This is a genomic window from Streptomyces sp. NPDC102360 (assembly GCF_044766085.1).
GTDB lineage: Bacteria > Actinomycetota > Actinomycetes > Streptomycetales > Streptomycetaceae > Streptomyces.
Map to the genome: position 1 here is coordinate 229,167 of NZ_JBIWLG010000007.1, position 26,144 is coordinate 255,310.

Below are 26,144 nucleotides of genomic sequence, written 5' to 3' on the forward strand. Positions count from 1 at the left end.
GTGGTTCCAGGAGCCCTGACGCAAGGGGGCAGGACCATGGCAGGCTCTGCGGAACAGCGCAGGCGCGAAGAGGAAGCGGCGGCCCGGCGGCGCGAGTGGGCACTCAAGCGCCGGGGCAACCAGGACATCACCGGCAATCGTGCTGCGAATCTGCTGACGATGATCGTCTTGCTGGTCTTCCTCGCCATGCTGGTCGTGGTCCTGGTCGTCTGACCGGAGGCGCGGGAACAGCCGTGGACAGCGGAAAGCCCCCGTACCCGTGCTCGGGCGGGGGCCTTGCGCTCAGGGCCGGGCGGCTCAGGCGGCCATGGCCTGCTTGACCTGGGCCAGCGACGGGTTCGTCATGACCGACTCGGCGCCGTTGTCGGACACCACGAGGAGCGTGGGGACCGTCTGGTTCCCGCCGTTCGCCTTCTCGACGAAGGCCGCGGAATCCGGGTCGTGCTCGATGTTGACCTCGGTGTACCCGATGCCCTCACGGTCCATCTGCTTCTTCAGCCGCTGGCAGTAGCCGCACCACGTGGTGCTGTACATCGTCACAGTGCCCGGCATTTCCTCGTGCTCCTTCGGTGGCTGGGGGTGCGTGTTCGCAATGAGTCGAACGTACGTGGAGCGGCGACCATTCCCGCACGTCGAACGCATTGGTACGACTAACGGTCGGCACCTGTGGACAACGCGACGCATCCGTCCCCGCGGACCTGGCAGCATGGCGGGGTGACAGCAGCAACGCACTCCACCCTGTTCCCGCAGGATCCCGACCGCGCCCAGTACTCGGCTCCGCCGAGCGGCGCCGACGCGGTGCTCGAGGGGCTCGACCCCGAGCAGCGCGCCGTGGCGACGGCCCTGCACGGTCCGGTGTGCGTGCTCGCGGGCGCGGGCACGGGCAAGACACGAGCGATCACCCATCGCATCGCGTACGGCGTCCACGCAGGGATCCTCCAGCCCAACACCGTCCTCGCCGTCACCTTCACCAACCGTGCCGCCGGTGAGATGCGCGGCCGGCTCAGGCAGCTCGGCACCGAAGGAGTACAGGCCCGCACCTTCCACTCCGCTGCCCTGCGCCAGCTCCAGTTCTTCTGGCCCAAGGCGGTCGGCGGGGAGCTGCCCCGGCTCGTCGACCGCAAGATCCAGCTGGTCGCCGACGCCGCGGCCGCCTCGCACCTGCGCCTGGACCGCGGTGAGCTGCGCGACGTGACCGCGGAGATCGAGTGGTCCAAGGTCACGCAGACCGTCCCCGGTGACTACGCCGCCGCGGTGCACAAGGCAGGACGTGAGGCGCCCCGGCAGCCCGCGGAGATCGCCCAGATCTACTCCGCGTACGAAACCCTCAAGCGGGACCGCTCCGTCATCGACTTCGAGGACGTCCTGCTGCTCACCGTGGGCATCCTCCAGGACCGGCAGGACATCGCCGAGCAGGTCCGCGCCCAGTACCAGCACTTCGTCGTCGACGAGTATCAGGACGTCAGTCCGCTCCAGCAGCGCCTGCTCGATCTGTGGCTCGGCGAGCGCGACAGCCTCTGCGTCGTCGGTGACGCCAGCCAGACGATCTACTCCTTCACCGGGGCCACCCCCGACCACCTGCTGGGCTTCCGCACACGCCACCCCAGTGCCACCGTCGTCAAGCTGGTCCGCGACTACCGCTCCTCGCCCCAGGTCGTGCACCTTGCCAACGGGGTCCTGACCAGAGCGAGCGGTCGCGCCGCCGAGCACCGCCTGGAACTGATCTCGCAGCGCGAGGCGGGTCCCGAGCCGGCCTACGTCGAGTACGCCGACGAGCCCGCCGAGGCCGAAGGCGCCGCAGGCCGCATCCGGGAGCTGATCGACTCCGGGGTATCGGCCGGCGAGATCGCGATCCTGTTCCGGACGAACGGGCAGTCGGAGATCTACGAACAGGCGCTCGCCGACGCGGGCGTGCCCTACCAGCTGCGAGGCGCCGAGCGCTTCTTCGAGCGGGCCGAGGTGCGCAAGGCGCACCACGAGCTGCGAGCGGCGGCCCGCTTCGGTGACAACGACGCGGGGCTCGACGAGGCTGTCGATCTGCCGTCCCAGGTCAGAGCCGTGCTGTCCGGCGCGGGCTGGACCAGCGACCCGCCCGCGGGTTCCGGTGCGGTACGCGACCGCTGGGAGTCGCTCGCCGCCATCGCCCGGCTCGCGGGAGACTTCGCGAGAGCCGAGCCCACCGCGACGCTGAGCGCGTTCGTGGCGGAACTCGACGCGCGGGCGAGTGCGCAGCACGCCCCGACCGTGGAAGGCGTCACCCTCGCCTCGCTGCACGCGGCGAAGGGTCTCGAGTGGGACGCGGTGTTCCTGGTCGGCCTCGCCGAGGGCATGATGCCGATCACCTACGCCAAGACCGACGAGCAGATCGAGGAGGAGCGGCGGCTCCTGTACGTCGGCGTGACCCGCGCGCGGCGCCACCTCGGCCTTTCCTGGGCGCTGTCCCGCTCGCCGGGCGGCCGCCCGAACCGTAGGCCGAGCCGGTTCCTCGACGGACTGCGGCCGGGGTCGACGGGTTCGGCGGGGCGCGGCGCGAGTGCGGGGCGTGGGGGCATCGAGTTCGGCACCCGTGCGGGCACCCGCGAGCCGCTCGGCACCACACGCCCCAGGGGCGACAGGAAGGTGGCCCGGTGCCACGTGTGCGGGCGCACCCTCGAAGCCGCAGAGATGAAGCTGATGCGCTGCGAGGACTGCCCGTCGGACATGGACGAGGGGCTGTACGAGCGACTGATCGAGTGGCGCGGTCGCACGGCGGCGGGCCTCGGCCAGCCCGCGTTCTGCGTCTTCACGGACAAGACCTTGATCGCCATCGCCGAGACCGCCCCCGAGGATGCGGCCGAACTGTCCCGCATCCCGGGCGTCGGCCGCCGGAAGTTTCGGACGTACGGATCCGATGTTCTGGCCATTTGTGCAGGTCAGACGATTAGTGATCAGGCCGAAGAGGAGGCCGGGGACGCCTGACGCAAACTCGTCGAAAAAATAGTTTGCGCATGCCCCAACAATCCCCATAGGTTCTTAAGCACGAAAGCAGAGGCCTTCTCGGAGGCCCTGGTTCCGTGGTGTACTTGAATGCCGTCGGACCGGTTCGCACCGGTCCCCGATACGCCGAGAGGAGGCGATTCCAGTGATCAGCATCAACGCCAGCTCCATCAGCACCGCCAAAATGACCGATCGCTCAGTCGTCGCTTCCTGCCTGCTCGGCTTCTCGAACCTGGGCACCGGTCTGTCTGGCGTCTCCGCCACGCGTCCGGAGTCCGGCATGTCCCTCGCGGGTCTTCCCATTCGCGAGCGCAATGAGCGACCGACCAAGGCACCGGAAGCAGTAGCGACGGCACAGGCTCAGGCCTATGCCTTTGCGGCGGCCGGTGCCGGATTCCGGAAGCAGACGACGCAGCACCACACGATGTGGGCCTTCCGTGGGCCTGACCCCTGGAGCGATCCAGCCTGATCGACGATCAGGCCGGCGCCTTCAGGGCCGCGGAACCCCACCCGGGATCCGCGGCCCTTCTGTTTTCCCGGAAGACCCAGCGATCTTCCGAGGAACCAGAGCGAAGGGGCCTCGGGACAAGAAAAGAACCCGGTACCACCGCCCCCCGGCCCACCGGCCGGACGACCAGACGAGGAAGCAGACACCGTGCAACTCGAAGCGCACGCCCCGTCCGTACCGCCTTCAGACCCTCTTTCTCAGCCCGTGTCCACGGAGGACTCCACCTTGAACCCGCTGACCGCGCTCACCGCGCTCGATGACGCCATCGAGAACCTCGACGTGCCCGTCCCCTGCCGTGCCTATGACCCCGAGTTCTTCTTCGCGGAGTCGCCGGCGGATGTCGAGTACGCCAAGTCCCTCTGCCGTACCTGCCCGCTGATGGAGGCCTGCCTCGCAGGCGCCAAGGAGCGGCGTGAGCCCTGGGGCGTCTGGGGTGGCGAGCTGTTCGTCCAGGGCGTTGTCGTCGCCCGGAAGCGGCCGCGTGGCCGCCCGCGCAAGAACCCGGTCGTGGCATGAACACCCCCGGAACGATCGACCGCCCCCTGACGCACGACCCCATGAAGCAGGCCCCGATGAAGACGTCCCCGAGCGAGCCCGCAGGTTCCGCGATCCCAGACTTCACCACCGCCGGCGCGAACGAGTCGCGCCAGAACAGGACCCGTCAGATGCAACTCATCCCAGAAGCCCTGGCTCGTGCGCATATGCACGAGCAGCTGCGGGTGGCCGAGAGCGAACGCCGGGCCGTGCGCCTGGTCACCGCCCGCCGAATGCAGCGCCGAGCCGAGCGCGCTTCGCTGCGCGCCCGGCGTGCGCTCGCCATGGCCGTCATGCAGTAACCGATCCGTCGACGCAGTTCGTCGATATACGCCGCGACAGCGCGGCTGCTCCCTCGGGGCCGGTCCGTTTCGGACCGGCCCCGAGGCGTGTGGCGCCCGGCGTTCATCGGCTCATCGAGTTATCGTCGCCGGGTGACGTCTCTTCCTGGCGGGGACTCCGCGACACAATCCGACCACCAGGCCCTCGCGTGCGCGCGATGCGGCATGACAGCCCCGGAAACGCCGTTGACCTGGACATGTTCCGTCGAGGGCGGCACCCGGCGGTACTTCTGCGACGGATGCGCCCGAGAGAACATCAGCGCCATCGAGGGACGGCTCGACTCCGACTGGTGGTGATCAGCCCTCCACCGCCGGCCGGTCCTCGGCGCCCGCCGCATCCTCGGCGGCGAAGCCCGGCACCCAGGCCTCCAGTTCGTCCCGCAGCCGCACGGTGGCCCCGAGCTGGCACAGCACCCCGATCGTGCTGAGCGTCACCCGATGTATCAGCAGGTACGACGGCGGCAGGTTGAGCTGCTTGCCCAGTTGATGGGCGGGGGAGCGGGGGTCGGCTATCCGGGCCGCCTGATTGCGCATCCAGGAGCGGGTGAACGTGAAGGCGTCGACGCGGGCCGGCTCGATGATCGGCAGCAAGTAGTCGAGCACCGCGTCCGGTTCGAGCTCGATCGACTCCTTGACGAAGCCCTCCTCGCAGAGCAGCTCGTAGACCGCCTCCGCCTCCCCGTCGAGCGTCCTGCGCAGGGAGGCACCGATCGGCTCGGGCAGGCCGCCGGGCAGTCGATCGACCGTGCCGAAGTCGAGGACACCGAGGCGCCAGCCGCCCTTCTCGTCCGGCAGCAGCCGGAAATTACCCGGGTGGGGATCCGCGTGCAGCAGGCCTGTGCGCGCGGGCCCCGAGAACAGGAAGTGGGCCAGGAGCTGACCTGCGCGATCGCGCTCGTCCTCGCTGCCGTTGTCGATGATCTCGGCGAGTGGTGTCCCGTCGATCCACTCCGTCACCAGTACCTGCTCGCACTGGTGCACCACGTGCGGCACCACGACATCGGGGTCGTCGTCGAACTCTTCCGCGTGCGTCTGCTGGGCCTGCGCCTCCAGCGCGTAGTCCAGCTCCTCGGAGACCCGGTCGCGCAACTCGGCGATGAGCGGCTTGATGTCCATGCCGGGGACCAGTGGGCCCAACAGGCGTGCGAAGCGGCTCAGTTGGCCGAGGTCCGACAGCAGGGCCGCGCCCGCGCCCGGGTACTGCACCTTCACGGCGACCTCGCGACCGTCGTGCCACACGGCGCGATGCACCTGCCCGATCGACGCGGCGGCCGAGGGCTTGTCGTTGAACTCGAGGAACAGCTCCCGCCATTGCTCGCCGAGCCGCTCGTCGAGCACCGCGTGCACGGTACGGGTCGGCATCGGAGGCGCGGCTTCCTGGAGCTTCGTCAGGGCGGCCCGGTACGGGCCCGCGACGTCCTCCGGGAGGGCGGACTCGAAGACGGACAGGGCCTGCCCGACTTTCATGGCGCCGCCCTTGAGCTCACCGAGCACCTTGAACAGCTGCTCCGCCGTGCGCTGCTGCAGCTCCCGCCCGACGAGCTCGGCGGACTTGCCGCCGATGCGTCTGCCGATGCCCCAGGTCGCCCGACCCGCGAAGCCGATCGGCAGCGCTGCCAGCTTGGCGGTACGGGTAACCGCCTTCCGGGGAAGATCAGACATACACCCCTCCAAGTGCCGAACAGTCATGCCGTGCATGCCCGGGTGCCGTGGTGCCGACAGCCATTGCCTACCCCGCCATTGTGTCGTGCGGCACGGTGTCCACGGAGACCTCCTGCCCGTTACCTCTCTCACCCGCACCACACGGGCACTGCGGATGTGGCCACACCGGTCGGGCGTGCCAGTCCAGACCCGGCGCGGCCGCCTCCCAGCGTGCCCCCGTACTCGACGGCAACTCCCCGTCGAGGAAGGCTAGTCCATGTGCCGCGGCGAGGCCTGCGACAGCGGTGGCAAGGCCCAGGTCACAGGCCTGCACCTGACGGCCGGCCTGCCCCGAACTCCACTGGACGAGCAGCCGGGGCCAGGCCGGATCGCGGTCCGTGCGCCCGAGGAGCAGACAGTGCGCACAGCCCGTCCCGCCGGGCAGCACCAACGGCCCGACCACGCCGGTGGCCTCGACGACACCCGCGTACAGGTGGGGAATGCCGGCCGCCAGCAGGTCCTCGACCGCGGCCGGATCCGGGGAGTGGACCGCGAGTCCGTCACGCGGAGCGATGATCACGAGGGAGAGCGGGGGCTCTTCGGGATCCGGCTCCACAAGGCGCTCGGGGGCCGGCCTGCGCCGATCGGGGCGCGGTGGCCTGGCCGGGGCCATCGCGTGCACCACCCGTCGTGCGGACACGTCCCTGCGCTCGCCCGTCGCCTCCACCGGATGCCCGCCCGGTGCCACGTCCCAAGGCTCGACGCATCCGCCGTCCCGCACGTCGACATGGCCGACGCCCGCGGACGCGAGCACCGAGGCGATGACCGCGCCCACCCGCCCGGCGCCTCTCACCTGGACCCGCATCGCGCGCCGGGCGGTCAACTTCAGTATCGCTTCGGCCGGTTCCGATGTCGTGACGGTCAAGGCGGCGTGGTCAGGGCGGAGCCGATCCATTGCTCGCGTCTGTTTGCGCAGTTCAGCGCCGGGCTTGCCGCCACCGGTCGCGTCGTCGAGGAGCCCCGCTCCGCTCAGCCGCTCCAGGAGTGCGTCCATATGACCGTCCGGAAGGCCCATTTTCTGGGCCTCTTCCCGCAGGAGCGGGACCCCGCGGGTGCCGTCGAGCAGTGTCAGGAAGCTCCCGGTGGCCGTGTCGACCGGGCCGAGTACCACCGCGTGCGCCGGGGTGAGCCCGAATTGCACGGTGCTCAGGTCGTGCCAGCCGCGCCGCAGGGCCGGCTTCAGGATCGGATGCATGGCTGTCCCCCCGTACCGTGCCGACGGTGTCGTTCCCGTCGATCGACCGCCAGCATGCCCGGACGGCCGCAGCCGTGCGGAAAGTTGTCCACAGGGTGTGGGTGATGGTCGTACTAATCGAGGGGCGGGTCGCGGGGCCGCACCGAAGACTTCCGGAGGCGGGACTTCCGCCCGGTCCAGCGGGTAACGTCGGGGCGTGTCCGCCGACCCACTGCACCGTGCCACGAACACGCAGCGCAGCATGACCAGCCCGCCCTCAGGCGGCCTGGGGGCGAGCGCGGTCGAGGTGCGCAGAAGCTCCCGGCGTCGCAGGACCGTCTCCGCGTATCGCGAGGGAGATCGCACCGTGGTGCTCATTCCGGCGCGCATGTCGGAGGCCGAGGAGAAGCGTTGGGTGGGCGTCATGCTCGACAAGCTCGCCGCGCAGGAGAGCAAGCGGGTGCTCGGTGACACCGAGCTGGCGGACCGAGCGGAGCGCCTGTCGGACCAGTACCTCGAGGGGAAGGCCCGCCCCGCTTCCGTCCGGTGGGTCACGAACCAGAACACCCGGTGGGGTTCGTGCACTCCGGCGGAAGGCAGCATCCGGCTCTCGCACCGGCTGCAGGGCATGCCCGAGTACGTCGTCGACTACGTACTCATCCATGAGCTCGCGCACCTGCTGGTCCCCGGTCACGGGCCGCGATTCTGGAGGCTTCTGGACGCGTACCCGCGCACGGAGCGGGCGCGCGGGTATCTCGAAGGAGTGGTCGCGGCCGACCGGCTCCCGCATTTGCCCGCCGCGCGCGGCGACTGATCGTCCCTCAACGCGACTTCTGTACCAGGGGTGTACCGACTTCTCCCGCTGTCGGTGTTTGCGGATAGCCTGGCGCGACGCAATCACCATCGGGATGGGGGACGGTCGTTACGCATGGCCAGGGAATTCCAACGCGGCCACAAGGCCAAGATCAGTGACCTCACCGCTGGCACGGATCTGTACGTGGGTGTACAGATCACCGGCCCCGGACTGAGCTTCGACATCAGCTGCTTCGGCCTCGACGCCGAGGAGCGGTTGTCCGACGACCGGTACTTCGTCTTCTTCAACCAGCCGAAAACCCCCGAGGAATCCGTCCAGCTGCTCGGCGCGCAGGCCGGTGACACGGAGTCCTTCCGCGTCACACTCGAGAAGATCCCCGCGAACATCCAAAAGCTTTCTTTCACCGCGACCATCGACGGTGCGGGACAGATGTCGCAGGTCGCTCCCGGATACATCCGTATCGTCGCCGGTGGTGAGGAAGTCGCGCGGTATTCCTTCCAGGGTGGTGAGTTCTCCACCGAGCGTGCGGTGATGCTGGGCGACTTCTATCTGAAGGACGTGTGGCGGTTCGCCGCTGTCGGGCAGGGCTTCGACGGGGGCCTGGACGCGCTGCTGAAGAACTTCGGTGGCGAGGTCGCGGAGGAGGAGCCCGCCGCCGCGCCGCAGCAGGACGCGGCCCCCAGCTTCGCGCCTCCCGCCCAGGCCGCCGCGCCGCCGTCCTTCGCGGCCCCGGCAGCGCCCGCTCCTGCACCCGCGCCTGCCCCGCCCGCGCCCGCGCCCGCTCCGGCGCCCGAGCCGATGCCGCAGAACGCCGCCCCGGCGCAGGCCCCCACGCCCCCGCCGACCCCCGCGCCTTCGGTGCACGCGGCGCCCACCATCGCCGCGCCGCTCGCCACGCCGCCCGGTACGGTCCCGCCGCCGCCCCCGGCGCCGAGCGCTCCGAGCCCGTACGGTCAGCAGCAGCCGCAGTTCGGTCAGGTCCCCGGCCAGGGCAGTGCGACCCTGCCGCCCGGCTACGGCCAGCAGCCGCAGACGCCGCCCGCTCCGCAGGGCTTCGGGCAGCAGCCCCAGACGCCGCCGGCTCAGCACGTCTTCGGCCAGCCCCCGGCCGCTCCCTCCCCGCAGGGCGCGCCGCAGGGCATCCCGCAGCAGGCCGCCGCGCCGGGCGTGGCCGCCGCCCTGGAGAAGTTCCGTGAGGCTCCCACGGGGCAGCGCTGGACGCTCCAGAACAAGAAGCTGATCCGGGTCGACCTCGGAGCCGCCGGTGACCAGCCCGTCCTCGCCCGCCAGGGCAGCATGGTGCTCTACCAGGGCAAGGTTGAGTTCAGCTACAAGGGCGCCGGGTTCGCGGGCCGCATCGTGGGCAACGCCACCGGCCAGGAGATGCAGCTGATGCGCTGCACCGGCCGTGGCCAGGTCTTCTTCGCGGAAGAGGCCACCCACGTGCACCCCATCGAGCTCCAGGGCGACGCGATCTGCGTCTCCGCGGAGAACGTCCTCGCGTTCGACGAGAGCCTGCAGCACGAGGTGCGCAGGATCGAAGGGCACGGCATCCCCGGAGGGGCCCTGTTCGTGATGCAGTTCCAGGGCACCGGAACGGTCGTCGTGAAGACCCACGGCACGCCGGTCGTGCTGCCGGTCACGCCCACTACGTTCGCCGACTCCAACGCCGTCGTGGCCTGGTCCGCGGCCGCACAGGCGATCGTCTCCAACCAGGTCCGCATGCGCCGCAACGCCTATCCGGGCGACAGCGGCGAAGGCGTCAACCTGCAGTTCCGGGGCGCACCCGGCAACTTCATCGTCGTCCAGCCGTACGAGGTCTGAGGGAGTCCGTCATGAACCAACCGCTCGCGGGCTTCGCCCCGACTCCGGTAGCCGCCCGCATGGAGAACCACGGCAGCAACATGCTGAAGGTCGCCATGCAGACCGGAAACGACCTCTTCGCGCGCGTGGGCTCGATGGTCGCCTACGAAGGCTTCGTCCAGTACGAGCCCAACCCGCCCGCCGTCCGTCAGGTCGCCCGTGACTGGATCACCGGCGAGGGCGCACCTCTCATGAAGTGCTCCGGTGACGGCCTGCTCTACCTCGCCGACTACGGCGCCGACGTCGTCGTCATCAACCTCGGTGGCGAGTCGATCTCCGTCAACGGCACCAACCTCCTCGCCTTCGACGCACACCTCCAGTGGGGCGTCGAGCGCGTCAAGGGCCTCGCCAAGTTCACGGGGCAGGGCCTGTGGAACATCACGATCGGCGGCCAGGGACACGTCGCGCTGACCTCGCGAGGTACCCCCATCGTGGTCGACTGCGGCCGTGGCGAGGACGAGACCTATGTGGACCCCGACGCGCTCATCGCCTGGTCGCCGAGCCTGAAGGTGAAGGGCAAGCGCAGCTTCCGGGCCGGCTCGCTCATCGGGCGCGGCAGCGGCGAGGCCTACCAGATGGGCTTCTCCGGGGAAGGCATCGTCGTCGTACAGCCCAGTGAGGACAGCACCGACCGTCTCCGAGTCCGGGGCTGAGGGGGAGCGAAAACACCATGCAGAGTCCGCTTTTCGCATACACCGAGCAGCAGACCCAGGAGCGCTACACGGTGCAGAACCCGCAGATGCTGCGGGTCGCCCTGGAAGGTCACGACGACATCCTCGCCCGCAAGGGCGCGATGGTCGCCTACCAGGGGCTGATGGAGTTCGACGGTGAGTACCAGACGTCCGGACAGCAGCGCGCCCGCGCGCACACCGGCGAGGGCCTCAGCCTGATGCGCTGCCACGGGCAGGGCACCGTCTACCTGGCGAACCTCGCCCAGTACATCCACGTAGTGGATGTCGAACAGGACGGCCTGACCGTCGACAGCAGCTACGTGCTGGCGATGGACTCCTCGCTGCACCACGAAGTCGTCGCCGTGGACAGCCAGTTCGGCATCTCCGGCTCCGGCAAGTACCAGCTCAACATCACCGGGCACGGCAAGGTCGCGCTGATGACGTCCGGCCAGCCGCTGATGCTCCAGGTCACGCCCGACCGGTACGTCAACGCCGACGCGGACGCCATTGTCGCCTGGTCCACCGGGCTCCGCGTGCAGATGCAGGCGCAGACGCATTCGTCCGGCGTCTGGCGGCGTCGGGGCAACACCGGTGAGGGCTGGGAGCTCAGCTTCATGGGCAGCGGTTACGCGCTGGTCCAGCCCAGCGAGCTGCTGCCGCCGCAGCACGCGGCGGTCGGTGGAGGCCTCGCCGCGCAGTACGGGATGGGGCAGCAGGGCGCCCGCGGCCAGAACCAGGGCAACGTCTGGAGCTAGCCGCTCCGCAGGGACGCGTAAGGGGCGAGCACCAGGGTGCTCGCCCCTTACGCATGTCTTCCTAGAGCCGCGCCCGCGTGGCCTCCACGAGACGGACCACGGACGTGTCGGCGACGTCCGCCACCTCGTCGTAGCCGAACCAGCGCAGGTCCAGGGACTCGTCGCTGATGGCTTCCGTGGCGTCCGCCGGGGCGAGCGCCGCGTACTGCACGTCCAGGTGCTGGGTGCACGGCCCCGGAATCGGGTGCCGGTCCAGACGGACCGGGCCGCCATCGACGAGCGTGAGGCCGGGGATGCCCGACTCCTCCGTCGCCTCGCGCAGGGCCGCGGCCCGCAGGGTCGGGTCGTCCTGCTCGCAGTGCCCGCCCATCTGAAGCCACATCTGCAGCTTCTTGTGGAGCGTGAGCAGCACGCGCCCGCGCGTGGGGTCGACGACAAGCGCGCTCGCCGTGATGTGCCCCGCGGTGCAGGGCTTCCACAAACCGTCGGCGCCGTGCTCCGACAGATGGTCCAGGTACGCCTGGCGCAGTTCCGTCTGGTCCTCGTAGCTCTTGAGTACGAGGACCGTGTCGTCGTACAGGCTCACTTGTCGGAGTCGTCCTCGCCCTTGTCGCCTTCGCCCTTGCCGTCCTCGTCCTTCCTCAGGTTCGGCTTCTCGGGGGAGCCGCCACTCGCAGCCTCGCCGAGCATCTTGTCGATCTCGGAGAAGTCCAGCTGCTCGTCGCGGTGCACGAAGCCGTCCGGGTCGTCCAGGTCGGACGCCGTCGGCAGCATGTCCGGGTGCGCCCACAGGCCGTCCCGCCCGTCCACACCGCGCGCGTCCGTGAGCGAGGCCCACAGGCGCGAGGCGTCGCGCAGCCGCCGTGGACGCAGCTCCAGGCCGATCAGCGTCGCGAACGTCTGCTCCGCGGGGCCACCGGTCGCACGGCGGCGGCGCAGCGTCTCGCGCAGCGCGTCGGCGGACGACAGACGCGGCTTCGCGGCCGCGTGGACCACCGCGTCGACCCAGCCCTCGACGAGCGCGAGAGCCGTCTCCAGGCGGGCCAGAGAGGCCTTCTGCTCCGGGGAGTCCTCCGGCTGGAACATGCCCTGCTGGAGCGCTTCCTGGATCTGCTCGGGGTTCTGCGGGTCGAACTGGCCGACCACGTCCTCCAGCTTCGAGGTGTCGACCTTGATCCCGCGCGCGTACCCCTCGACCGCACCGAACAGGTGCGAGCGCAGCCACGGCACGTGCGAGAACAGCCGCTGGTGAGCGGCCTCGCGCAGCGCCAGATAGAGGCGGACCTCCTCCTGCGGGACCCCGAGGTCCTTGCCGAAGGCCTCGACGTTCAGCGGCAGCAGCGCGGCCTTGCCGGCCGGGGCCAGCGGCAGGCCGATGTCTGTGGACCCGACGACCTCGCCCGCGAGCACGCCGATGGCCTGCCCGATCTGCTGGCCGAACATGGCGCCGCCCATGGAGCGCATCATGCCGATCAGCGGACCCGCCATGGCCTGCATCTCCTCGGGCAGCACATCGCCCATGGCCATGCCGACGCGCTCGGCGACCGGGTCGACGAGCTCCTTCCACACCGGAAGGGTCGCCTCGACCCACTCGGCGCGGCTCCAGGCCACCGCCGAGTGCGCGCCCGAAGGCAGCGATGTCGCGTCGTCCAGCCACAGGTCGGCCAGGCGCACGGCCTCCTCGACCGCGGTGCGATCGGAGGGGCCCACGCTGGTGTCCTTGACGCCGTCCTGCGTGCCCTGGGAGACCGTCTGGCGGGCGATGTCCTTGGCCATGTCCCAGTTCACCGGCCCGCCCTCGTAGGAGAGCATCTGGCCGAGCTGCTGGAAGGCCGCCCCCAGATCATTCGGATTCATCGAGCCGAACATGGCCGCGAAGGGGTTGTCCCCGCCTTCGCCGCCCGGGCCGCCCGCGCCGGGCAGGCCCGGGAACCCGAATCCGAACGGGCCGGCCGGTCCCTGACCGCCACCGCCCTGCTGGTCCTTCTTCTTGCCCTCGTCGCCGTCTTCCGGCTCCTCCGGCGGAAGGCCGAAACCGAATGGGGTGTCACTCACGGGATTCCTCGGCTGGTTGGGCCGCCGGTTTCTGGGCCCGGCGGCGACTGCCCGACTACACACCCAGCGTAGACACCATGACCGGATCGGGCCTCAGTGCTTCGCCGACGAATGGCCTGCGGCAGGATGGATGCCTCCTGGTACGTACGCGTCATACGGGTACGTACTGAAGACAACCGCTGGAGACGCCCGGTGAGTTCCCCAGATCCGCAGGTTCGCGCAGCGCGAAACCCTGCATCCCGTTCAGCCGTCCGCGGCCCCGTCGTCGCGGTCACCGGTGCCGCGTCCGGCATCGGCGCCCTGCTCACCGAGCGGCTCGCCGCGTCGGACGAGATCAAGCAGGTCCTCGCCATCGACGAGCGGCGCGGCGAGTGCACGTCCGCGACCTGGCACGTCCTGGATGTGCGGGACCCGGCCATCGCAGAGAAGCTGCGCGGCGCCGACGTCGTCGTGCACCTGGCCCTCGACCTCGACCTGGAGTCCGACCCCGCGGCCCGCACCGCGTACAACGTGCGGGGCACCCAGACGGTCCTCACCGCCGCGGCCGCCGCGGGTGTGCACCGCGTCGTCCTGTGCACCTCGACGATGGTCTACGGGGCCCTCGAGGACAACGAACTTCCGCTCGCCGAGGACGCGGAGCTGCGCGCCACCGCGGAGGCGACCGGGGTCGGCGACCTCCTGGAGGTCGAGCGGCTCGCCCGCCGTGCCCCGCGCGCGCATCCCGGCCTGAACGTCACGGTGGTGCGCCCGGCGGTGCTCGTCGGCGGTACGGACACGGCGCTCACCCGGTACTTCGAGTCGCCGCGCCTTCTTGTGGTGGCCGGTTCGCGGCCCGCCTGGCAGTTCTGCCACGTGGACGACCTGTGCAGTGCCCTGGAACACGCCGCCCTGGAGAAGGTCGACGGAGAGCTCGCGGTCGGCTGCGACGGCTGGCTGGAGCAGGAGGAGGTCGAGGAACTCAGCGGGATCCGGCGCATGGAGCTGCCCTCCGCCGTCGCCCTGGGCGCGGCGGCCCGGCTGCACCGGATCGGCCTGACGCCCTCCCCGGCGGGCGATCTCGCCTACACGATGTACCCGTGGGTGGTCAGCGGCAGCAGGCTGCACGAATCCGGGTGGAGGCCCCAGTGGACCAACGAGGAGGTCCTCGCGGAGCTGCTCGAGGAGGTCGCGGGTCGGCGCACGGTCGCGGGCCGACGCCTCGGCCGCAAGGACGCGACGGCGGCCGGCGCCGCGGGCGCGACCGTCGCGCTGCTGGGTACGGCGGCCGTGGTGCGGCGGGTCCGCAAGGCGCGACGGCGCATCTGACCACCGCCGGACCTGTAGGAGGCTCCAAGCCGGTACGCGCGCGTGCCGGTCGAAAACGCTATTCACGGTTGTCGGCGGCGTGCGGCACGATGAGGGCATGGCACCCACTGAGCACGACCACCCCGGTGAGCTGAGGGCACAGGACCCGATCAAGCTGCTCGCCATCCGAGAGACACCGCTCACCGTCGACGAGGTCTTCCGGGCCGTCGGCGACGACGCGGCGGGCGGCACCGCGCTCTTCGTGGGGACCGTGCGCAATCACGACGGCGGGGCCGACGTGGACAAGCTGGGCTACTCCTGCCACCCGACCGCCGAAGCGGAAATGCGGCGCGTCGCCGAGAAGGTCGTCGCCGAGTACCCCGTGCGCGCCCTTGCGGCCGTGCACCGAATCGGCGATCTGACGGTGGGCGATCTCGCGGTCGTCGTCGCCGTCTCCTGCCCGCACCGGGGCGAGGCCTTCGAAGCCTGCCGCAAGCTCATCGACGACCTGAAGCACGAAGTGCCGATCTGGAAGCACCAGACGTTCTCGGACGGGACGGAGGAGTGGGTGGGAGCCTGCTGAGGCTCCAGTTGCGTAACCGCCCCCCTGCGGCGAGCGTTGGGACTGCGGATGGTTAATCTGCTGATACGTCAGTGGCAGTCGCTCATGGGGTCGGGAGGTCGGCATGGCAAGTCTCCTGTGGCTGCTCATCCCGGTTGTCGCTGCGGTGGCTGCCGGGCTCTGGGGCAGCTGGGCCGGCCGGCAGCGGCACAAGACCGGGGATGTCACGGAACTCAGTGGTTACGCGCGCTTCCGTGAGGCGATGGAGAAGTCGCACCAAGGCACCTGACGGGCCCGGCCCCACAGGTGCGCCGACAGAGTCGTCCCGTACTGTCGTTCCATGCCACGCCGCACTGCGACGATGCTCGCCTCGACCCTGATGCTGATCGCGCTCTTGTGCGCGGGGGTGCTCATCAAAGTGCCCTACGCGGAGATGTCGCCGGGACCGACGGTGAACACGCTCGGGGACCACGGCGGCGAACCCGTGATCCAGATCTCCGGCCACAAGACGTACGACGCGTCAGGCCACCTGAACATGACGACGGTCCGCGTCACCAGCGCCGACTACAACATGAACTTGGCCTCGGCCGTCTACGGGTGGCTCGCGCACGACAGCATCGTGGTGCCGCACGAGACGCTCTACCCGGACGGGCAGACCGAGCAGCAGTCCTCGCAGCAGAACGCCGAGGAGTTCAGCCAGTCCCAGGAGAGCGCCAAGGTGGCGGCGCTGAACGAGCTGGGCATCCCCGTGAAGTCCTGGGTGATCGTCTCCAGTGTCGTCAAGGACAGCCCGGCGCAGGGCAGGCTGCACGCCGGAGACGTCATCAAGTCCGTCGACGGCACCAAGGTCACCAAGCCCACCGACGTCGCCAAGCTCGTCACCAAGCACAAGCCGGGCGAGAACGTCGTCTTCACCGTCGTGCCTGTCAAGGAGGCGGCCGCCGCCGAGAAGGCCGGCAAGGAGGCGACGCGTACGGAGAACGTGACGATCAAGACGGAGAAGGCCGGGGACGACCGCGCGATCGTCGGCATCCAGGCCGGGACCGACCACACCTTCCCGTTCGAGATCGACATCAAGCTCGCCGACGTGGGCGGTCCGAGCGCGGGCCTGATGTTCTCCCTCGGCATCGTCGACAAGCTCACGTCGGACGACCTGACCGGCGGCAAGTTCGTGGCCGGCACCGGCACCATCGATGACGACGGCAAGGTCGGCCCGATCGGCGGCATCGGTATGAAGACGGTCGCGGCGCGCGACAAGGGCGCTCAGTACTTCCTGACGCCGAAGGACAACTGCGCCACCGCGGCCAAGGACACCCCGGACGGACTGACGCTCGTCAAGGTGGGCACCATGGACGACGCGATGGACGCCCTGAAGGACATCCGCAGCGGCGACACGGCGGACCTGTCCACGTGCACGGCCAAGGGCTGAGCAAGCGCAAACACCGCACTACGTAGAGGGGCGCCACCGGAACTCACCGGTGGCGCCCCTCTACGTAGATGAGGAGAACGTCACTCGGAGAACGTCACCGACAGGGCCTCCGCGAGTCCCGGTACGAGGTTCGAGCCCGTGAGGACCTCCGTCGTCGCGTCCTTCTCGCGCAGTCGCAGCGCCGAGTCGCGGGTGCCGTCGCGCAGGACGCCGACCGTCATACGGACCTCCTGGCGGTCCGGGTGCTCGGCCACCCACTTCGTGAGCTTCGAGTCGCTGAGGCCCTCCGGGACGGACGCCTCCGCGGACGGCGGCAGCATGAGGCGCTCGACCGTCAGCGCGCAGCCCACGACGGCGTCGGGCCACGCGATGGTGCCGAGGAACTCGTCCAGCGGCTTTCCGGCAGGAATCTCGTCCTGCTCGATCGGGGTGAGGCCGGGGGCCTCCTGCTCGCCCTCGAGCCCGAGCTGGGCGGCGAGAGCGGGTTCCTGGGCGCGCAGCGCGGCGGTGTCGACGAGGGCGAAGAGGCGAGCGGGCTGGTCCCAGCCAAGCCCGGCGGCGTACTCGTCGATCTCGAGTACGGCTCGGGTGAGGGGGCTCGCTGCCATGGGAGTGTTGGACATGGTCACAATCCTGCCTCGTTCCTGCCCCGAACCGGGAACTGAGTAAAGCGTGAGTAAGTTGCATAGGTGATGGGTCCGCGATCTCCGGGGCCCGACCGACCGATCGAATACCGAACTTCGAGGTGTACACCTTGGCTTTCCAGATGCCGGACCGCGGCGGGGGCCCGACGGGTCCGCGGATCAGAGTCGGCCGACCCTCCCGGCGCGCCCGGACACTTTTGTTGACGCTGGGCGTCCTGGCCGTGCTCGGCATGGCCTTCGTCATGTTCGCCGGATTCTGGACCGATTGGCTCTGGTACCGCTCGGTCAAGTTCTCGTCCGTCTTCACGACTCAACTGTGGACGAAGATCGGGCTCTTCTTCGTCTTCGGACTGCTGATGGCGCTCGCCGTCGGCGTGAACGTCTGGCTGGCGCACCGGCTGCGCCCGCCGCTGAGCGCCATGTCGATGGAGCAGCAGAGCCTCGATCGCTACCGGATGGGCATCGCGCCCTTCAAGCGCTGGCTGCTCGTCGGCATCACCGCCCTTGTGGGTCTGATCGCGGGAGCATCGGCCGCCAGCCAGTGGCGTACGTGGCTGATGTTCGTGAACGGCGTGCCGTTCAACCAGAAGGACCCGCAGTTCCACATGGACGTGTCCTTCTACGCGTTCGATCTGCCCTGGTACCGCTTCCTGCTCGGCTTCGGGTTCGCGGCAGCCGTCATCGGCCTCGTCGCCGCAGCGCTGACGCACTACCTGTACGGCGGCCTGCGGATCACCAGCCCGGGGGCGCGGGCCACGGCCGCGGCGACGGGGCACCTCTCCGTCCTGCTGGGCGTGTTCGTCGCCCTGAAGGCGGTCGCGTACTGGCTCGACCGGTACGGGCTCGCGGTGAAGCAGAGCGACTTCAAGGCGACGGACAACTGGACGGGCCTCAGGTACGTCGACGCCAACGCGTATTTGCCGGCGAAGACGATCCTGTTCTGCATCGCCGTCATCTGCGCGATCCTCTTCTTCGCGACCCTGTGGCGGCGTACCTGGCAGCTGCCGGTCATCGGCTTCGGCCTGATGGTGCTCTCGGCGATCCTGATCGGCGGCCTCTACCCGGCCATCGTCCAGAAGTTCCAGGTCCAGCCGAACGAGCAGTCCAAGGAAGCCCCGTACATCAAGAAGAACATCGAGGCGACCCGCAAGGCGTACGGCATCGACAATGCCAAGCCCGTGGACTACAAGGGCAAGGGCTCGGACGACGCCGCGAAGCAGCGGACGGAGTCCGACTCGGCGGCCAGCTACCGGCTCAACGACCCGAACATCGTCTCGCCGACCTTCCAGCAGCTCGAGCAGCAGCGGAAGTACTACCAGTTCCCGACGACGCTGGACGTGGACCGCTACAAGGGCCAGGACACCGTCGTGGGTCTGCGCGAGCTCAACCTGAGCAAGCTCGACAAGCGCAACTGGATCAACGACCACTTCGTCTACACGCACGGCTACGGGGCCGTGACGGCGAAGGGCACGGCGACCTCAGGGGGCGCCCCGCAGTTCACCGAGTCGGGCCTGCCGACCACTGGCGACCTCGGCGACTACAACCAGCGCATCTACTACGGCGAGAAGACGTCGCAGTACTCGATCGTCGGTGGGCCGCAGAAGGAGCTGGACTACGAGCAGGACGACGGCACCCAGAAGACGACGAGCTACAAGGGCAAGGGCGGCGTCAATCTGGCGAACCCGCTCAACCGCGCCGCGTACGCCGTCGCCTTCAGCGAGCCGCAGATCCTGTACTCGGGGGCCATCGGTGAAGGCTCGCGGATCCTCTACAACCGCACTCCCAAGGAGCGCGTCGAGGCCGTCGCGCCGTGGCTGACGATCGACGGGGACCCGTATCCGACGGTCGTGAACGGCAAGATCAAGTGGGTCATCGACGCCTACACGACGTCGAACGGCTATCCCTACGCGTCCCGTACGACGCTGGGTGACAGCACCGCCGACTCGCTCAACGAGGCGGACAGTCAGCGCGCCGTGGTGGCGCAGCAGAACCAGGTCAACTACATCCGCAACTCGGTGAAGGCGACCGTCGACGCGGGCACGGGCGAGGTCAAGCTCTACACCTGGGACGACAAGGACCCGGTCCTGAAGACCTGGAAGAAGGCGTTCCCGGGCACGGTCGAGGACAAGAGCGCGATCCCGGCCTCCTTGAAGGAGCACCTGCGCTATCCGCAGGACATGTTCAAGGTCCAGCGTGAGCTGCTCAGCCTCTACCACGTGACGAACTCGAACCAGTTCTACAACGCGTCCGACGCCTGGCAGGTGCCGAACGACCCGACCAAGAAGGACAACAGCGCGGTTCCGCCGTACTACCTGTCCATGAAGATGCCGGGCCAGACCAGCCAGCAGTTCTCGCTGACGACGACGTTCACGCCGAGCGGCAGGCCCAACCTGAGAGCGTTCATGGCGGTCGACGCCGACGCGACGAGCAAGGACTACGGCGCCATAAGGCTCCTCAGAGTCACCGAGGACAAGGTCGCAGGGCCCGAGCAGGTACAGAACACGCTCAACTCCTCGGGCTCCGTGGCCAACTGGGTGCGCGATATGAAGGGTGCCGACTCGACGGTCCTGTACGGCAATCTGCTGACGGTGCCACTCGACAAGGGCTTCCTCTACGTAGAGCCGATCTACGCCCAGGGCCGCAATGCCGAGTACCCACTCATGCGCAAGGTCGCTGTCTCGTACGGCAACAAGATCGGGTTCGCGGACTCGCTGTCCGATGCGCTCAACGAGGCCTTCGACGTGAACGGGGACACGCCTGCCGAGCCGGAGAAGCCCGGCGGGGACCCGAACAAGACGCCTGAGAACTCGACCGTGAAGGATGCGCTCGCGGACGCGGACGAGGCCTTCAAGGACGGCCAGGAGGCACTGAAGGACAACGACTGGACCGCCTACGGCAAGGCCCAGGACCGGCTGCAGGACGCCTTGCAGCGCGCCGAGGACGCGCAGACCAAGGCCGACAAGGCAGCAGGTGACAACAAGAACGACAAGAACAGCGGCACCGGCGACAACAAGGAGGCGGCCGGCGGCTGACCGGTCAGATGCCCCCTCCGCACCGTGGTACGGTTTGAACACAACGGCGCGGGGTGGAGCAGCTCGGTAGCTCGCTGGGCTCATAACCCAGAGGTCGCAGGTTCAAATCCTGTCCCCGCTACTGATGATCGAAGGCTCGGAAGCTAAGGCTTCCGGGCCTTCGGTGCGTCGTGGCCCCTGCTGTCATGAGCCACCGGCATGTGCGAAGCGTGTGCGAACGATGCCTCGCTCGGGGGGAGTTGCGAAAACCGTGTTTCGCTTGTCTCCCTGTGGGCATGTCGACAAAACGCTGAAGTGACCTCACTGGCTGCGGTATACCAGGTGTACCCAGGTTGCAGGTGGTGCGACGATGGACGTTATGGGGGACAAGGCAACTCTGTTGGAGACAGGGCGGTTTGTGCAGCCGACAGATCGGGACGAACCCGGCGAGGCTGCGGAAGAAGCACGCCAGCGGCTGGCCGCGGAGGCCGGCGACGTCGAGGCGATGAGTGTCCTCGGCGCCATGCTGCTGCGCCGCGGAGATCTCGGCGGGGCCGAGCCGCTGCTGCGTGCTGCCACCGGCGCAGGTGACCGGGCCGCGGCCAACAACCTCGGAGTCCTCCTCCACCAGCGTGGCTACGCGGACGAGGCCGCCGGCTGGTGGCGCGTCGCCGCCGTCGCGGGCTCCGCGCCCGCCGCGCACGCCCTGGGCCGGCACTTCCGCGAGCGTGGGGACGAACCCGCCGCCGAGTACTGGCTGCGCCAGGCCGCCGAGCACGGCCACACCCTGGGCGCGTACGCGCTCGCCGATCTTCTGGAGCACCGCAGCGACGTCGGCGCCGAGCGCTGGATGCGGGTCGCCGCGGAGCGCGGGCACCGGGAGGCCGCGTACCGGCTCGCCCGCGCGCTCGACCGGAAGGGCGGCACCGACGTACTCGTATCCGGTGCGGGCAAGGACCCGGCGGAGGAGGCCGAGCAGTGGTACCGGCAGGCCTCCGCGCGCGGGCACCGGCGCGCCGCGCTGCACCTCGGGTCGATCCTGGAGAAGCGCGGCGAGTTGAAGGAGGCCGGGCGCTGGTACCTGACCTCCGCCAAGGACGGTGAGGCGCGTGCCGCGTGCGCCCTCGCGTTCTTGCTGCGCGACGCGGGCGACGAGGAGAGCGCCGCCGTGTGGTGGCTGCGGGCCGCCCAGGACGGCGACGGCAACGCGGCGAACGCGCTGGGCGCCCTGCACGCCGAGCGCGGCGAGACGCAGACCGCCGAGCGCTGGTACCGCGCGGCCATGGACGCGGGCGACAACAACGGCGCGTACAACCTCGGCCTGCTCTGCGCCGAGCAGCAGCGCACCGCGCAGGCCGAGGGCTGGTACCGCCGTGCCGCCTACGCGGGTCACCGCGAGGCGGCCAACGCGCTGGCGGTGCTGCTCCTGCAGAACGGGGACGCGGTCGGCGCCGAGCCCTGGTTCTCCAAGGCGGCGGAGGCCGGAAGCGTCGACGCGGCGTTCAACCTGGGGATCCTGTACGCGAGTCGGGACGACGAGGCGGCCGCGCTGCAGTGGTACGAGCGTGCCGCGGCCGGCGGGCACACGGAGGCGGCGCTGCAGGCCGGGATCGCGCGGCAGCGCGAGGGCGACGAGCAGGCCGCCGAGCGGCACCTGCGGTGCGCGGCGGGGGGCGGCAGCGGCGAGGCCGCCTACCGGCTCGCCTCGCTGCTCGATGTGCGGCGGCCGCCCGCCGTCCGGCACGAGTTGGGTGAGCCCGTCACCGAGAAGAGCGAGTGCGAGGAGTGGTACGAGAGGGCCGCCGAGCACGGGCATCGCAGGGCGCAGGTACGGGTCGGGATGCTGGCCGCCGCGCGGGGCGATGTGGTGGAGGCGGCGCGCTGGTACCGGGAGGCCGCGGAGGCCGGGTCGCGCAACGGGGCGTTCAACCTTGGGCTGCTGCTTGCCCGGGAGGGGAGCGAGCCGGAGGCGGCGCTCTGGTGGACGCGGGCGGCCGATGCGGGGCACGGGCGCGCGGCGCTTCGGCTCGCGCTGCTGTGCGCGCGGCGCGGTGACCTCGCCGAGGGGCAGAAGTGGGCATCCCGAGCGGTCGATCTCGGTCCCGCGGAGGTCGCGGAGCGGGCCGGGCGGCTGCGGGACGCGTTGCGGCAGGAGCTGTCGGCGTAGCGCCGCGGGTGATCGACGACGGGATTTGCGCTGGTCGGGAGGCGTACCGTAGAGTTGTGAACACAACGGCGCGGGGTGGAGCAGCTCGGTAGCTCGCTGGGCTCATAACCCAGAGGTCGCAGGTTCAAATCCTGTCCCCGCTACTGAAAGACTTGAGGCCCGGATTCGTACGGATCCGGGCCTCAGGCATTTCCAGGGGCGTCCTCAGGGCTTGTGGCCGACCGCCTCCTCGTACAGCTTCCTGTTCACCGTCTTCGACTCCGGCAGCGGATCACCCTCGGAGACGCCCGCCGCCTTGTACGCGGCCTGCAGCCGGTCCGTCGTGCCGGAGCGGATCTCCCAGTCCATCCGCAGGGACGGCGTCTCCTCCAGGACCTTCTTGTCCGTCTTCAGGAGGCGGGCCAGCTCGGTCACGAAGGCGGGGTCCTTCTTGTAGTCGCCGCGGAAGTACGTGTTCACGGTCCGGATGTACGCGCGCAGGAACGCGACGCCCGCGTCCGGGTCCTTGCTGAGGAGGTTCGGCCCGTACAGGAGGCCGCCGAGCGGCTCGCCCTGGGGCTGGCCGCCGAGGAACGCGTAGCGCTTGTCGCCGTCGACCTTGCGCCAGATCGGGTCGAGGAGCCAGGCCGAGTCGACCCCGCCGTTCTGCAGCCCGGTCAACACGTCGGCCGAGCCGAGCTGTTGGAACTGAATCTTGTCGAGGTCCCCGCCGTGCTTCTTCAGGGCGATGTTCATCGGGTACGAGGCGACCGACCCCTTGCCGATCAGCGTGCCCATCTTCTTGCCTGCCATACGGACCTGGGCCGCGCTCTGCCCCTTCTTGAGGCGCACCCAAAGACCGCTCTTGGACTTGGGGTCGGGGGAGAAGTTGCCGGACACCCACTTGATGTCGAAGCCGCCGAGGATGCCGTTCATGACCGCCGCCTCCGGGGCGGCCCACTGGGCGTCGATGTCTCCCTTGGCGAGGAGGGGGAGGGCGTCGGGGGTGGGGAGGACCTTCAGCTTCACATCCAGCCCCTCCTTCTTGAACTCGCCCTTCTTGACGGCCATTTCGAGCGGGGCCACGTACTCCGCGCTCAGCGTGCCCGTCGCGATCGTCAGCTTGCGCGGCTTGCCGAGCTTGACCGGCGCGGGCGCGTCCTTGTCGCAGCGGGCCGGTTTCCGGTCGGGGGAACGGTCCTTCGGATCGGTCCAGGAGCCCTCTCCGCAGCCCGCGACCGCCTTGATCGCACGAGGCTTCGCCGCGGCGTCGGACGACGTGTCGCTCTTGGCGCAGGACGTCGTGCCGAGGAGCAGGGCGCCGACCGTGAGCAGGGTCGTACCCAGGTATGTCGTACCTACGTATCTGGTGCGCATGGATCCTCCGTACAAGAATGCGGATGGCAGAAGTCAGGACTGGCCGCGGCCGCGGTCGCGTGGGGCCCAGGGGGTGAGGAACCGGCCTGCCAGGCGCACCAGTTCGGAGAAGAGGACACCGAGGGCGGCGACACAGACGATGCCGACGAACATCACGTCGTTCTGGAAGAGGGCGCGGGCGTCGAAGATCAGGTGGCCCAGGCCGTCGTTCGCGGCGATCTGCTCCGAGGCGACGATGACCAGGACCGCGACACCCGCCGCGATACGCGCGCCGACCAGGACGGCGGGGAGCGAGGCGGGCAGCAGGATGTGCCGGAACATCTGCCAGGGGGACGCGCCGAAGACCTGGCCCGCGTCCCGGTGGCCGGTGGGGACGGAGATCACCGCCGCCATCGTCGAGATCCATACGAAGAAGAAGACCGTCGCCGCGACGAGGGCGATCTGCGGCCCCTCGCCCAGGCCGAACATGTTCAGGAAGATCGGCAGCAGGGCGAGCTTCGGCACTACGTAGAGGGCGTCGAGGAGCGGTTCCAGCGCCGCGCGGACCAGGGAGATCGATCCCATGAGAAGACCGAGGAGGTAGCCCGACACGGTGCCGATGACGTAGCCGGCGAGGACCCGCTTCAGGGTGGCCCATACGTCCGGCCACAGTTCGCCGTCGGCCGCGCGCTGCCAGCCGTCGGCGAGGATCGTGGACGGGGCCGGGTAGATGCGCTCGTCGATCCAGGACTGGGAGGCCGCGAGCTGCCAGAGCAGGATCAGGACCACGGGGACCGCGATCGCGAGGGAGAGTTCGAGGGCGCGGCGCCGGTGTCGTGCGCGGGTGGGGTGGAGTTCCTCCGGGCCCGGAGCGCGGACCAGCAGGTCGTCCGTGGGCTTCGTCGAGGTGAGCGAGCTCATGCCGGGACCGCCTCCTGGTGCACCTCGCAGCGCAGTAGATCCCACAACTCGCCTTTCAGGGAGGTGAATTCGGGGGCGTCGCGGATGTCGCCGGTGCGCGGGCGCTCGAACGGCGGTCGGCGCTCGGCGATCACACGTCCGGGCCGGGCCGACATCACCAGGACCCGGTCGCCGAGGACGATCGCCTCCTCCAGGCTGTGCGTGATGAAGAGCGTGGTGGTCCGCGTCGTCTGCGTGAGCGCCAGAAGCTCGTCCTGGAGGATCGTGCGGAGCTGGGCGTCGAGGGCGGCGAAGGGTTCGTCCATGAGGAGGATCTCCGGCTCCACCGCCAGCGCCCGTGCGATCGCGACGCGCTGGCGCATGCCGCCGGAGAGGGCGGACGGGTAGGCGTCGGCGAAGTCGGCGAGGCCCATCCGGGCGAGCCAGTCGCGGGCGCGGGCGTTCGCCTCCTTACGCGGGGTCTTCTGGATGTCGAGGCCGAAGCGGACGTTGGCCAGGACGGTCTTCCAGTCGTAGATCCCGTAGTCCTGGAAGATCATGGCTGCCGGGCGAGGGCTCGTCGTGCGGATCTCCAGGGTGCCGCTGGAGGGGCGGGTGAGGCCCGCGGCTATCCGGAGCAGGGTGGACTTCCCGCAGCCCGAGGGGCCGACGACGCAGACGAACTCGCCGGGAGTGACCGTCAGGTCGAGTGGTCCGAGGGCGTGCGTGGTGCCGAAAGTCCTGGTGAGTGCGCGGGCTTGGAGCTTGGGGTGCATGGGCCCTCCGGGGTGCGGCGGATTCGCGTGGGCGACCGCGAGAATATGACGACCCGTCAGATTGTGGAAGGGGGTGCGTGGTTGGCTCATGCAATGCAAAAGGCCCGCACCATGCGGTGCGGGCCTTGCGGAGCAGGTAGGTGCCGGAGCTACGCCTTCGCCGCGCAGTTCGGGCACAGTCCCCGGTACGTGACCTCGACGTCCGAGATCGTGAAGCCGAAGCGCTCGTCGGAGGGCAGAGCGGTCAGTGGATTGCCCGTCGGGTGCACGTCGCGGATCTGGCCGCACACGTCACAGACCAGGTGCTGGTGCGGGCGGTGCGCGTTCGGGTCGTAGCGCTTGGCGCGCTTGTCCGTCGCGACCTCGATGACCTCGCCGAGCGAGACCATCTCACCCAGCGTGTTGTAAACGGTGGCCCGGGAGATCTCGGGGAGCTTCGCCGTCGCGCGGGAGTGCACCTCGTCGGCGGTGAGATGCACATGGTCCCCATCGAGCACCTCGGCCACGACGCGCCGCTGGGCAGTCATGCGCCAGCCGCGTCCGCGCAGTCGTTCCAGCAGGTCACTCATAAGGGCCAGCCTAACAGTCAGGGGACCTTGGCCCCGATTGGATGTGACTTTGGAGCTTTCCTTGACTTAGACATT

Annotated in this window: 26 protein-coding genes and 2 tRNA genes; 18 read left to right on the forward strand and 10 right to left on the reverse strand. The window is 69.6% G+C overall.

Translation table 11 applies throughout. The features are described from left to right. The first annotated feature begins 36 nt into the window (after positions 1–36). Entirely contained in the window at positions 37–213 is a 177-nt protein-coding gene (locus ACIRHA_RS26540; protein WP_403850627.1) for a hypothetical protein, read from the forward strand. An 84-nt stretch (positions 214–297) separates the two neighbouring features. Here the strand turns inward: ACIRHA_RS26540 and ACIRHA_RS26545 are convergent, their stop codons facing one another. Beyond that, positions 298–552 carry a glutaredoxin domain-containing protein gene (locus tag ACIRHA_RS26545; protein ID WP_403850630.1) on the reverse strand — a complete coding sequence of 85 codons (255 nt, stop codon included), beginning with the start codon at positions 550–552 and terminating at the stop codon, positions 298–300. Between the two features lie 162 nt (positions 553–714). Here ACIRHA_RS26545 and ACIRHA_RS26550 point away from each other — a divergent pair, with 162 nt between their 5' ends. The 5 genes from ACIRHA_RS26550 to ACIRHA_RS26570 all read left to right on the forward strand — a co-directional run bounded on the left by ACIRHA_RS26550 (position 715) and on the right by ACIRHA_RS26570 (position 4,656). Next, a complete protein-coding gene (locus ACIRHA_RS26550) occupies positions 715–2,958 on the forward strand; it encodes an ATP-dependent DNA helicase UvrD2 (protein WP_403850632.1) in 2,244 nt (747 codons plus the stop codon). 163 nt (positions 2,959–3,121) lie between these two features. After that, positions 3,122–3,445, forward strand: a complete 324-nt coding sequence (locus tag ACIRHA_RS26555; protein WP_403850635.1) for a hypothetical protein — start codon at positions 3,122–3,124, stop codon at positions 3,443–3,445. Between the two features lie 186 nt (positions 3,446–3,631). Continuing rightward, positions 3,632–4,000 (forward strand): WhiB family transcriptional regulator, encoded by a 369-nt coding sequence (locus ACIRHA_RS26560; protein ID WP_351333546.1) that lies wholly within the window; start codon positions 3,632–3,634, stop codon positions 3,998–4,000. Continuing rightward, positions 3,997–4,320 carry a hypothetical protein gene (locus tag ACIRHA_RS26565; RefSeq protein WP_403850637.1) on the forward strand — a complete coding sequence of 108 codons (324 nt, stop codon included), beginning with the start codon at positions 3,997–3,999 and terminating at the stop codon, positions 4,318–4,320. The genes ACIRHA_RS26560 and ACIRHA_RS26565 overlap by 4 nt, the downstream gene beginning before the upstream one ends. Positions 4,321–4,524: 204 nt before the next feature. Beyond that, a complete protein-coding gene (locus ACIRHA_RS26570) occupies positions 4,525–4,656 on the forward strand; it encodes a hypothetical protein (protein WP_403850640.1) in 132 nt (43 codons plus the stop codon). On the opposite strand, the gene ACIRHA_RS26575 is transcribed toward ACIRHA_RS26570, so the two are convergent. Next, positions 4,657–6,021, reverse strand: a complete 1,365-nt coding sequence (locus ACIRHA_RS26575; protein WP_403850643.1) for an ABC1 kinase family protein — start codon at positions 6,019–6,021, stop codon at positions 4,657–4,659. It abuts the gene before it with no gap. A gap of 67 nt (positions 6,022–6,088) precedes the next feature. Further along, entirely contained in the window at positions 6,089–7,255 is a 1,167-nt protein-coding gene (locus tag ACIRHA_RS26580; RefSeq protein WP_403850645.1) for a TOMM precursor leader peptide-binding protein, read from the reverse strand. A 196-nt stretch (positions 7,256–7,451) separates the two neighbouring features. Between ACIRHA_RS26580 and ACIRHA_RS26585 the strand changes: the two genes are divergently transcribed. The 4 genes from ACIRHA_RS26585 to ACIRHA_RS26600 all read left to right on the forward strand — a co-directional run bounded on the left by ACIRHA_RS26585 (position 7,452) and on the right by ACIRHA_RS26600 (position 11,337). Continuing rightward, positions 7,452–8,048 (forward strand): M48 family metallopeptidase, encoded by a 597-nt coding sequence (locus ACIRHA_RS26585; RefSeq protein WP_403850648.1) that lies wholly within the window; start codon positions 7,452–7,454, stop codon positions 8,046–8,048. 114 nt (positions 8,049–8,162) lie between these two features. Next, positions 8,163–9,872, forward strand: a complete 1,710-nt coding sequence (locus ACIRHA_RS26590; protein ID WP_403850651.1) for a TerD family protein — start codon at positions 8,163–8,165, stop codon at positions 9,870–9,872. A gap of 11 nt (positions 9,873–9,883) precedes the next feature. Continuing rightward, positions 9,884–10,564 (forward strand): AIM24 family protein, encoded by a 681-nt coding sequence (locus tag ACIRHA_RS26595; RefSeq protein WP_403850653.1) that lies wholly within the window; start codon positions 9,884–9,886, stop codon positions 10,562–10,564. A 17-nt stretch (positions 10,565–10,581) separates the two neighbouring features. Further along, on the forward strand, positions 10,582–11,337 hold the full coding sequence (locus tag ACIRHA_RS26600) for an AIM24 family protein (protein ID WP_403850655.1): 756 nt from the start codon (positions 10,582–10,584) through the stop codon (positions 11,335–11,337). Between the two features lie 61 nt (positions 11,338–11,398). On the opposite strand, the gene ACIRHA_RS26605 is transcribed toward ACIRHA_RS26600, so the two are convergent. Next, complete coding sequence (locus ACIRHA_RS26605; RefSeq protein WP_403850657.1) at positions 11,399–11,923, reverse strand: NUDIX hydrolase; 525 nt, start codon at positions 11,921–11,923, stop codon at positions 11,399–11,401. Beyond that, positions 11,920–13,392, reverse strand: coding sequence for a zinc-dependent metalloprotease (locus ACIRHA_RS26610; RefSeq protein WP_403850659.1), 1,473 nt, complete (start codon positions 13,390–13,392; stop codon positions 11,920–11,922). The genes ACIRHA_RS26605 and ACIRHA_RS26610 overlap by 4 nt, the downstream gene beginning before the upstream one ends. A gap of 192 nt (positions 13,393–13,584) precedes the next feature. Here ACIRHA_RS26610 and ACIRHA_RS26615 point away from each other — a divergent pair, with 192 nt between their 5' ends. The 4 genes from ACIRHA_RS26615 (at position 13,585) to ACIRHA_RS26630 (ending at position 16,667) form a co-directional block, all read left to right on the forward strand. Further along, the gene (locus ACIRHA_RS26615) at positions 13,585–14,697 is read left to right on the forward strand and encodes an SDR family oxidoreductase (RefSeq protein WP_403850661.1); all 1,113 of its coding nucleotides are present in this window, start codon (positions 13,585–13,587) and stop codon (positions 14,695–14,697) included. 97 nt (positions 14,698–14,794) lie between these two features. Beyond that, positions 14,795–15,259 (forward strand): molybdenum cofactor biosynthesis protein MoaE, encoded by a 465-nt coding sequence (locus ACIRHA_RS26620; protein WP_403850663.1) that lies wholly within the window; start codon positions 14,795–14,797, stop codon positions 15,257–15,259. A gap of 103 nt (positions 15,260–15,362) precedes the next feature. Beyond that, positions 15,363–15,527 (forward strand): hypothetical protein, encoded by a 165-nt coding sequence (locus tag ACIRHA_RS26625; RefSeq protein ID WP_403850666.1) that lies wholly within the window; start codon positions 15,363–15,365, stop codon positions 15,525–15,527. 51 nt (positions 15,528–15,578) lie between these two features. Continuing rightward, positions 15,579–16,667 (forward strand): PDZ domain-containing protein, encoded by a 1,089-nt coding sequence (locus ACIRHA_RS26630; RefSeq protein ID WP_403850669.1) that lies wholly within the window; start codon positions 15,579–15,581, stop codon positions 16,665–16,667. A gap of 80 nt (positions 16,668–16,747) precedes the next feature. Here ACIRHA_RS26630 and ACIRHA_RS26635 read toward each other — a convergent pair whose 3' ends face one another. Further along, positions 16,748–17,290 (reverse strand): PPA1309 family protein, encoded by a 543-nt coding sequence (locus ACIRHA_RS26635; RefSeq protein WP_403850672.1) that lies wholly within the window; start codon positions 17,288–17,290, stop codon positions 16,748–16,750. A 143-nt stretch (positions 17,291–17,433) separates the two neighbouring features. Between ACIRHA_RS26635 and ACIRHA_RS26640 the strand changes: the two genes are divergently transcribed. From ACIRHA_RS26640 to ACIRHA_RS26655, 4 genes are all read left to right on the forward strand, one after another. Further along, a complete protein-coding gene (locus tag ACIRHA_RS26640) occupies positions 17,434–20,343 on the forward strand; it encodes a UPF0182 family protein (protein ID WP_403851144.1) in 2,910 nt (969 codons plus the stop codon). A 47-nt stretch (positions 20,344–20,390) separates the two neighbouring features. Then, positions 20,391–20,464: transfer RNA gene (locus tag ACIRHA_RS26645), tRNA-Met, on the forward strand. A 228-nt stretch (positions 20,465–20,692) separates the two neighbouring features. After that, positions 20,693–22,489: a tetratricopeptide repeat protein gene (locus ACIRHA_RS26650; protein WP_403850674.1), complete on the forward strand. Its 1,797-nt coding sequence runs from the start codon at positions 20,693–20,695 to the stop codon at positions 22,487–22,489. Between the two features lie 69 nt (positions 22,490–22,558). Further along, positions 22,559–22,632: transfer RNA gene (locus ACIRHA_RS26655), tRNA-Met, on the forward strand. A gap of 61 nt (positions 22,633–22,693) precedes the next feature. On the opposite strand, the gene ACIRHA_RS26660 is transcribed toward ACIRHA_RS26655, so the two are convergent. The 4 genes from ACIRHA_RS26660 to ACIRHA_RS26675 form a co-directional block, all read right to left on the reverse strand. Then, positions 22,694–23,845 carry an ABC transporter substrate-binding protein gene (locus tag ACIRHA_RS26660; RefSeq protein ID WP_403850676.1) on the reverse strand — a complete coding sequence of 384 codons (1,152 nt, stop codon included), beginning with the start codon at positions 23,843–23,845 and terminating at the stop codon, positions 22,694–22,696. Positions 23,846–23,878: 33 nt separating this feature from the next. Further along, on the reverse strand, positions 23,879–24,745 hold the full coding sequence (locus ACIRHA_RS26665; protein WP_403850678.1) for an ABC transporter permease: 867 nt from the start codon (positions 24,743–24,745) through the stop codon (positions 23,879–23,881). After that, on the reverse strand, positions 24,742–25,500 hold the full coding sequence (locus tag ACIRHA_RS26670) for an ABC transporter ATP-binding protein (RefSeq protein WP_403850681.1): 759 nt from the start codon (positions 25,498–25,500) through the stop codon (positions 24,742–24,744). The genes ACIRHA_RS26665 and ACIRHA_RS26670 overlap by 4 nt, the downstream gene beginning before the upstream one ends. Positions 25,501–25,649: 149 nt before the next feature. Beyond that, positions 25,650–26,069, reverse strand: a complete 420-nt coding sequence (locus tag ACIRHA_RS26675; protein ID WP_403850684.1) for a Fur family transcriptional regulator — start codon at positions 26,067–26,069, stop codon at positions 25,650–25,652. Positions 26,070–26,144 lie beyond the last annotated feature (75 nt).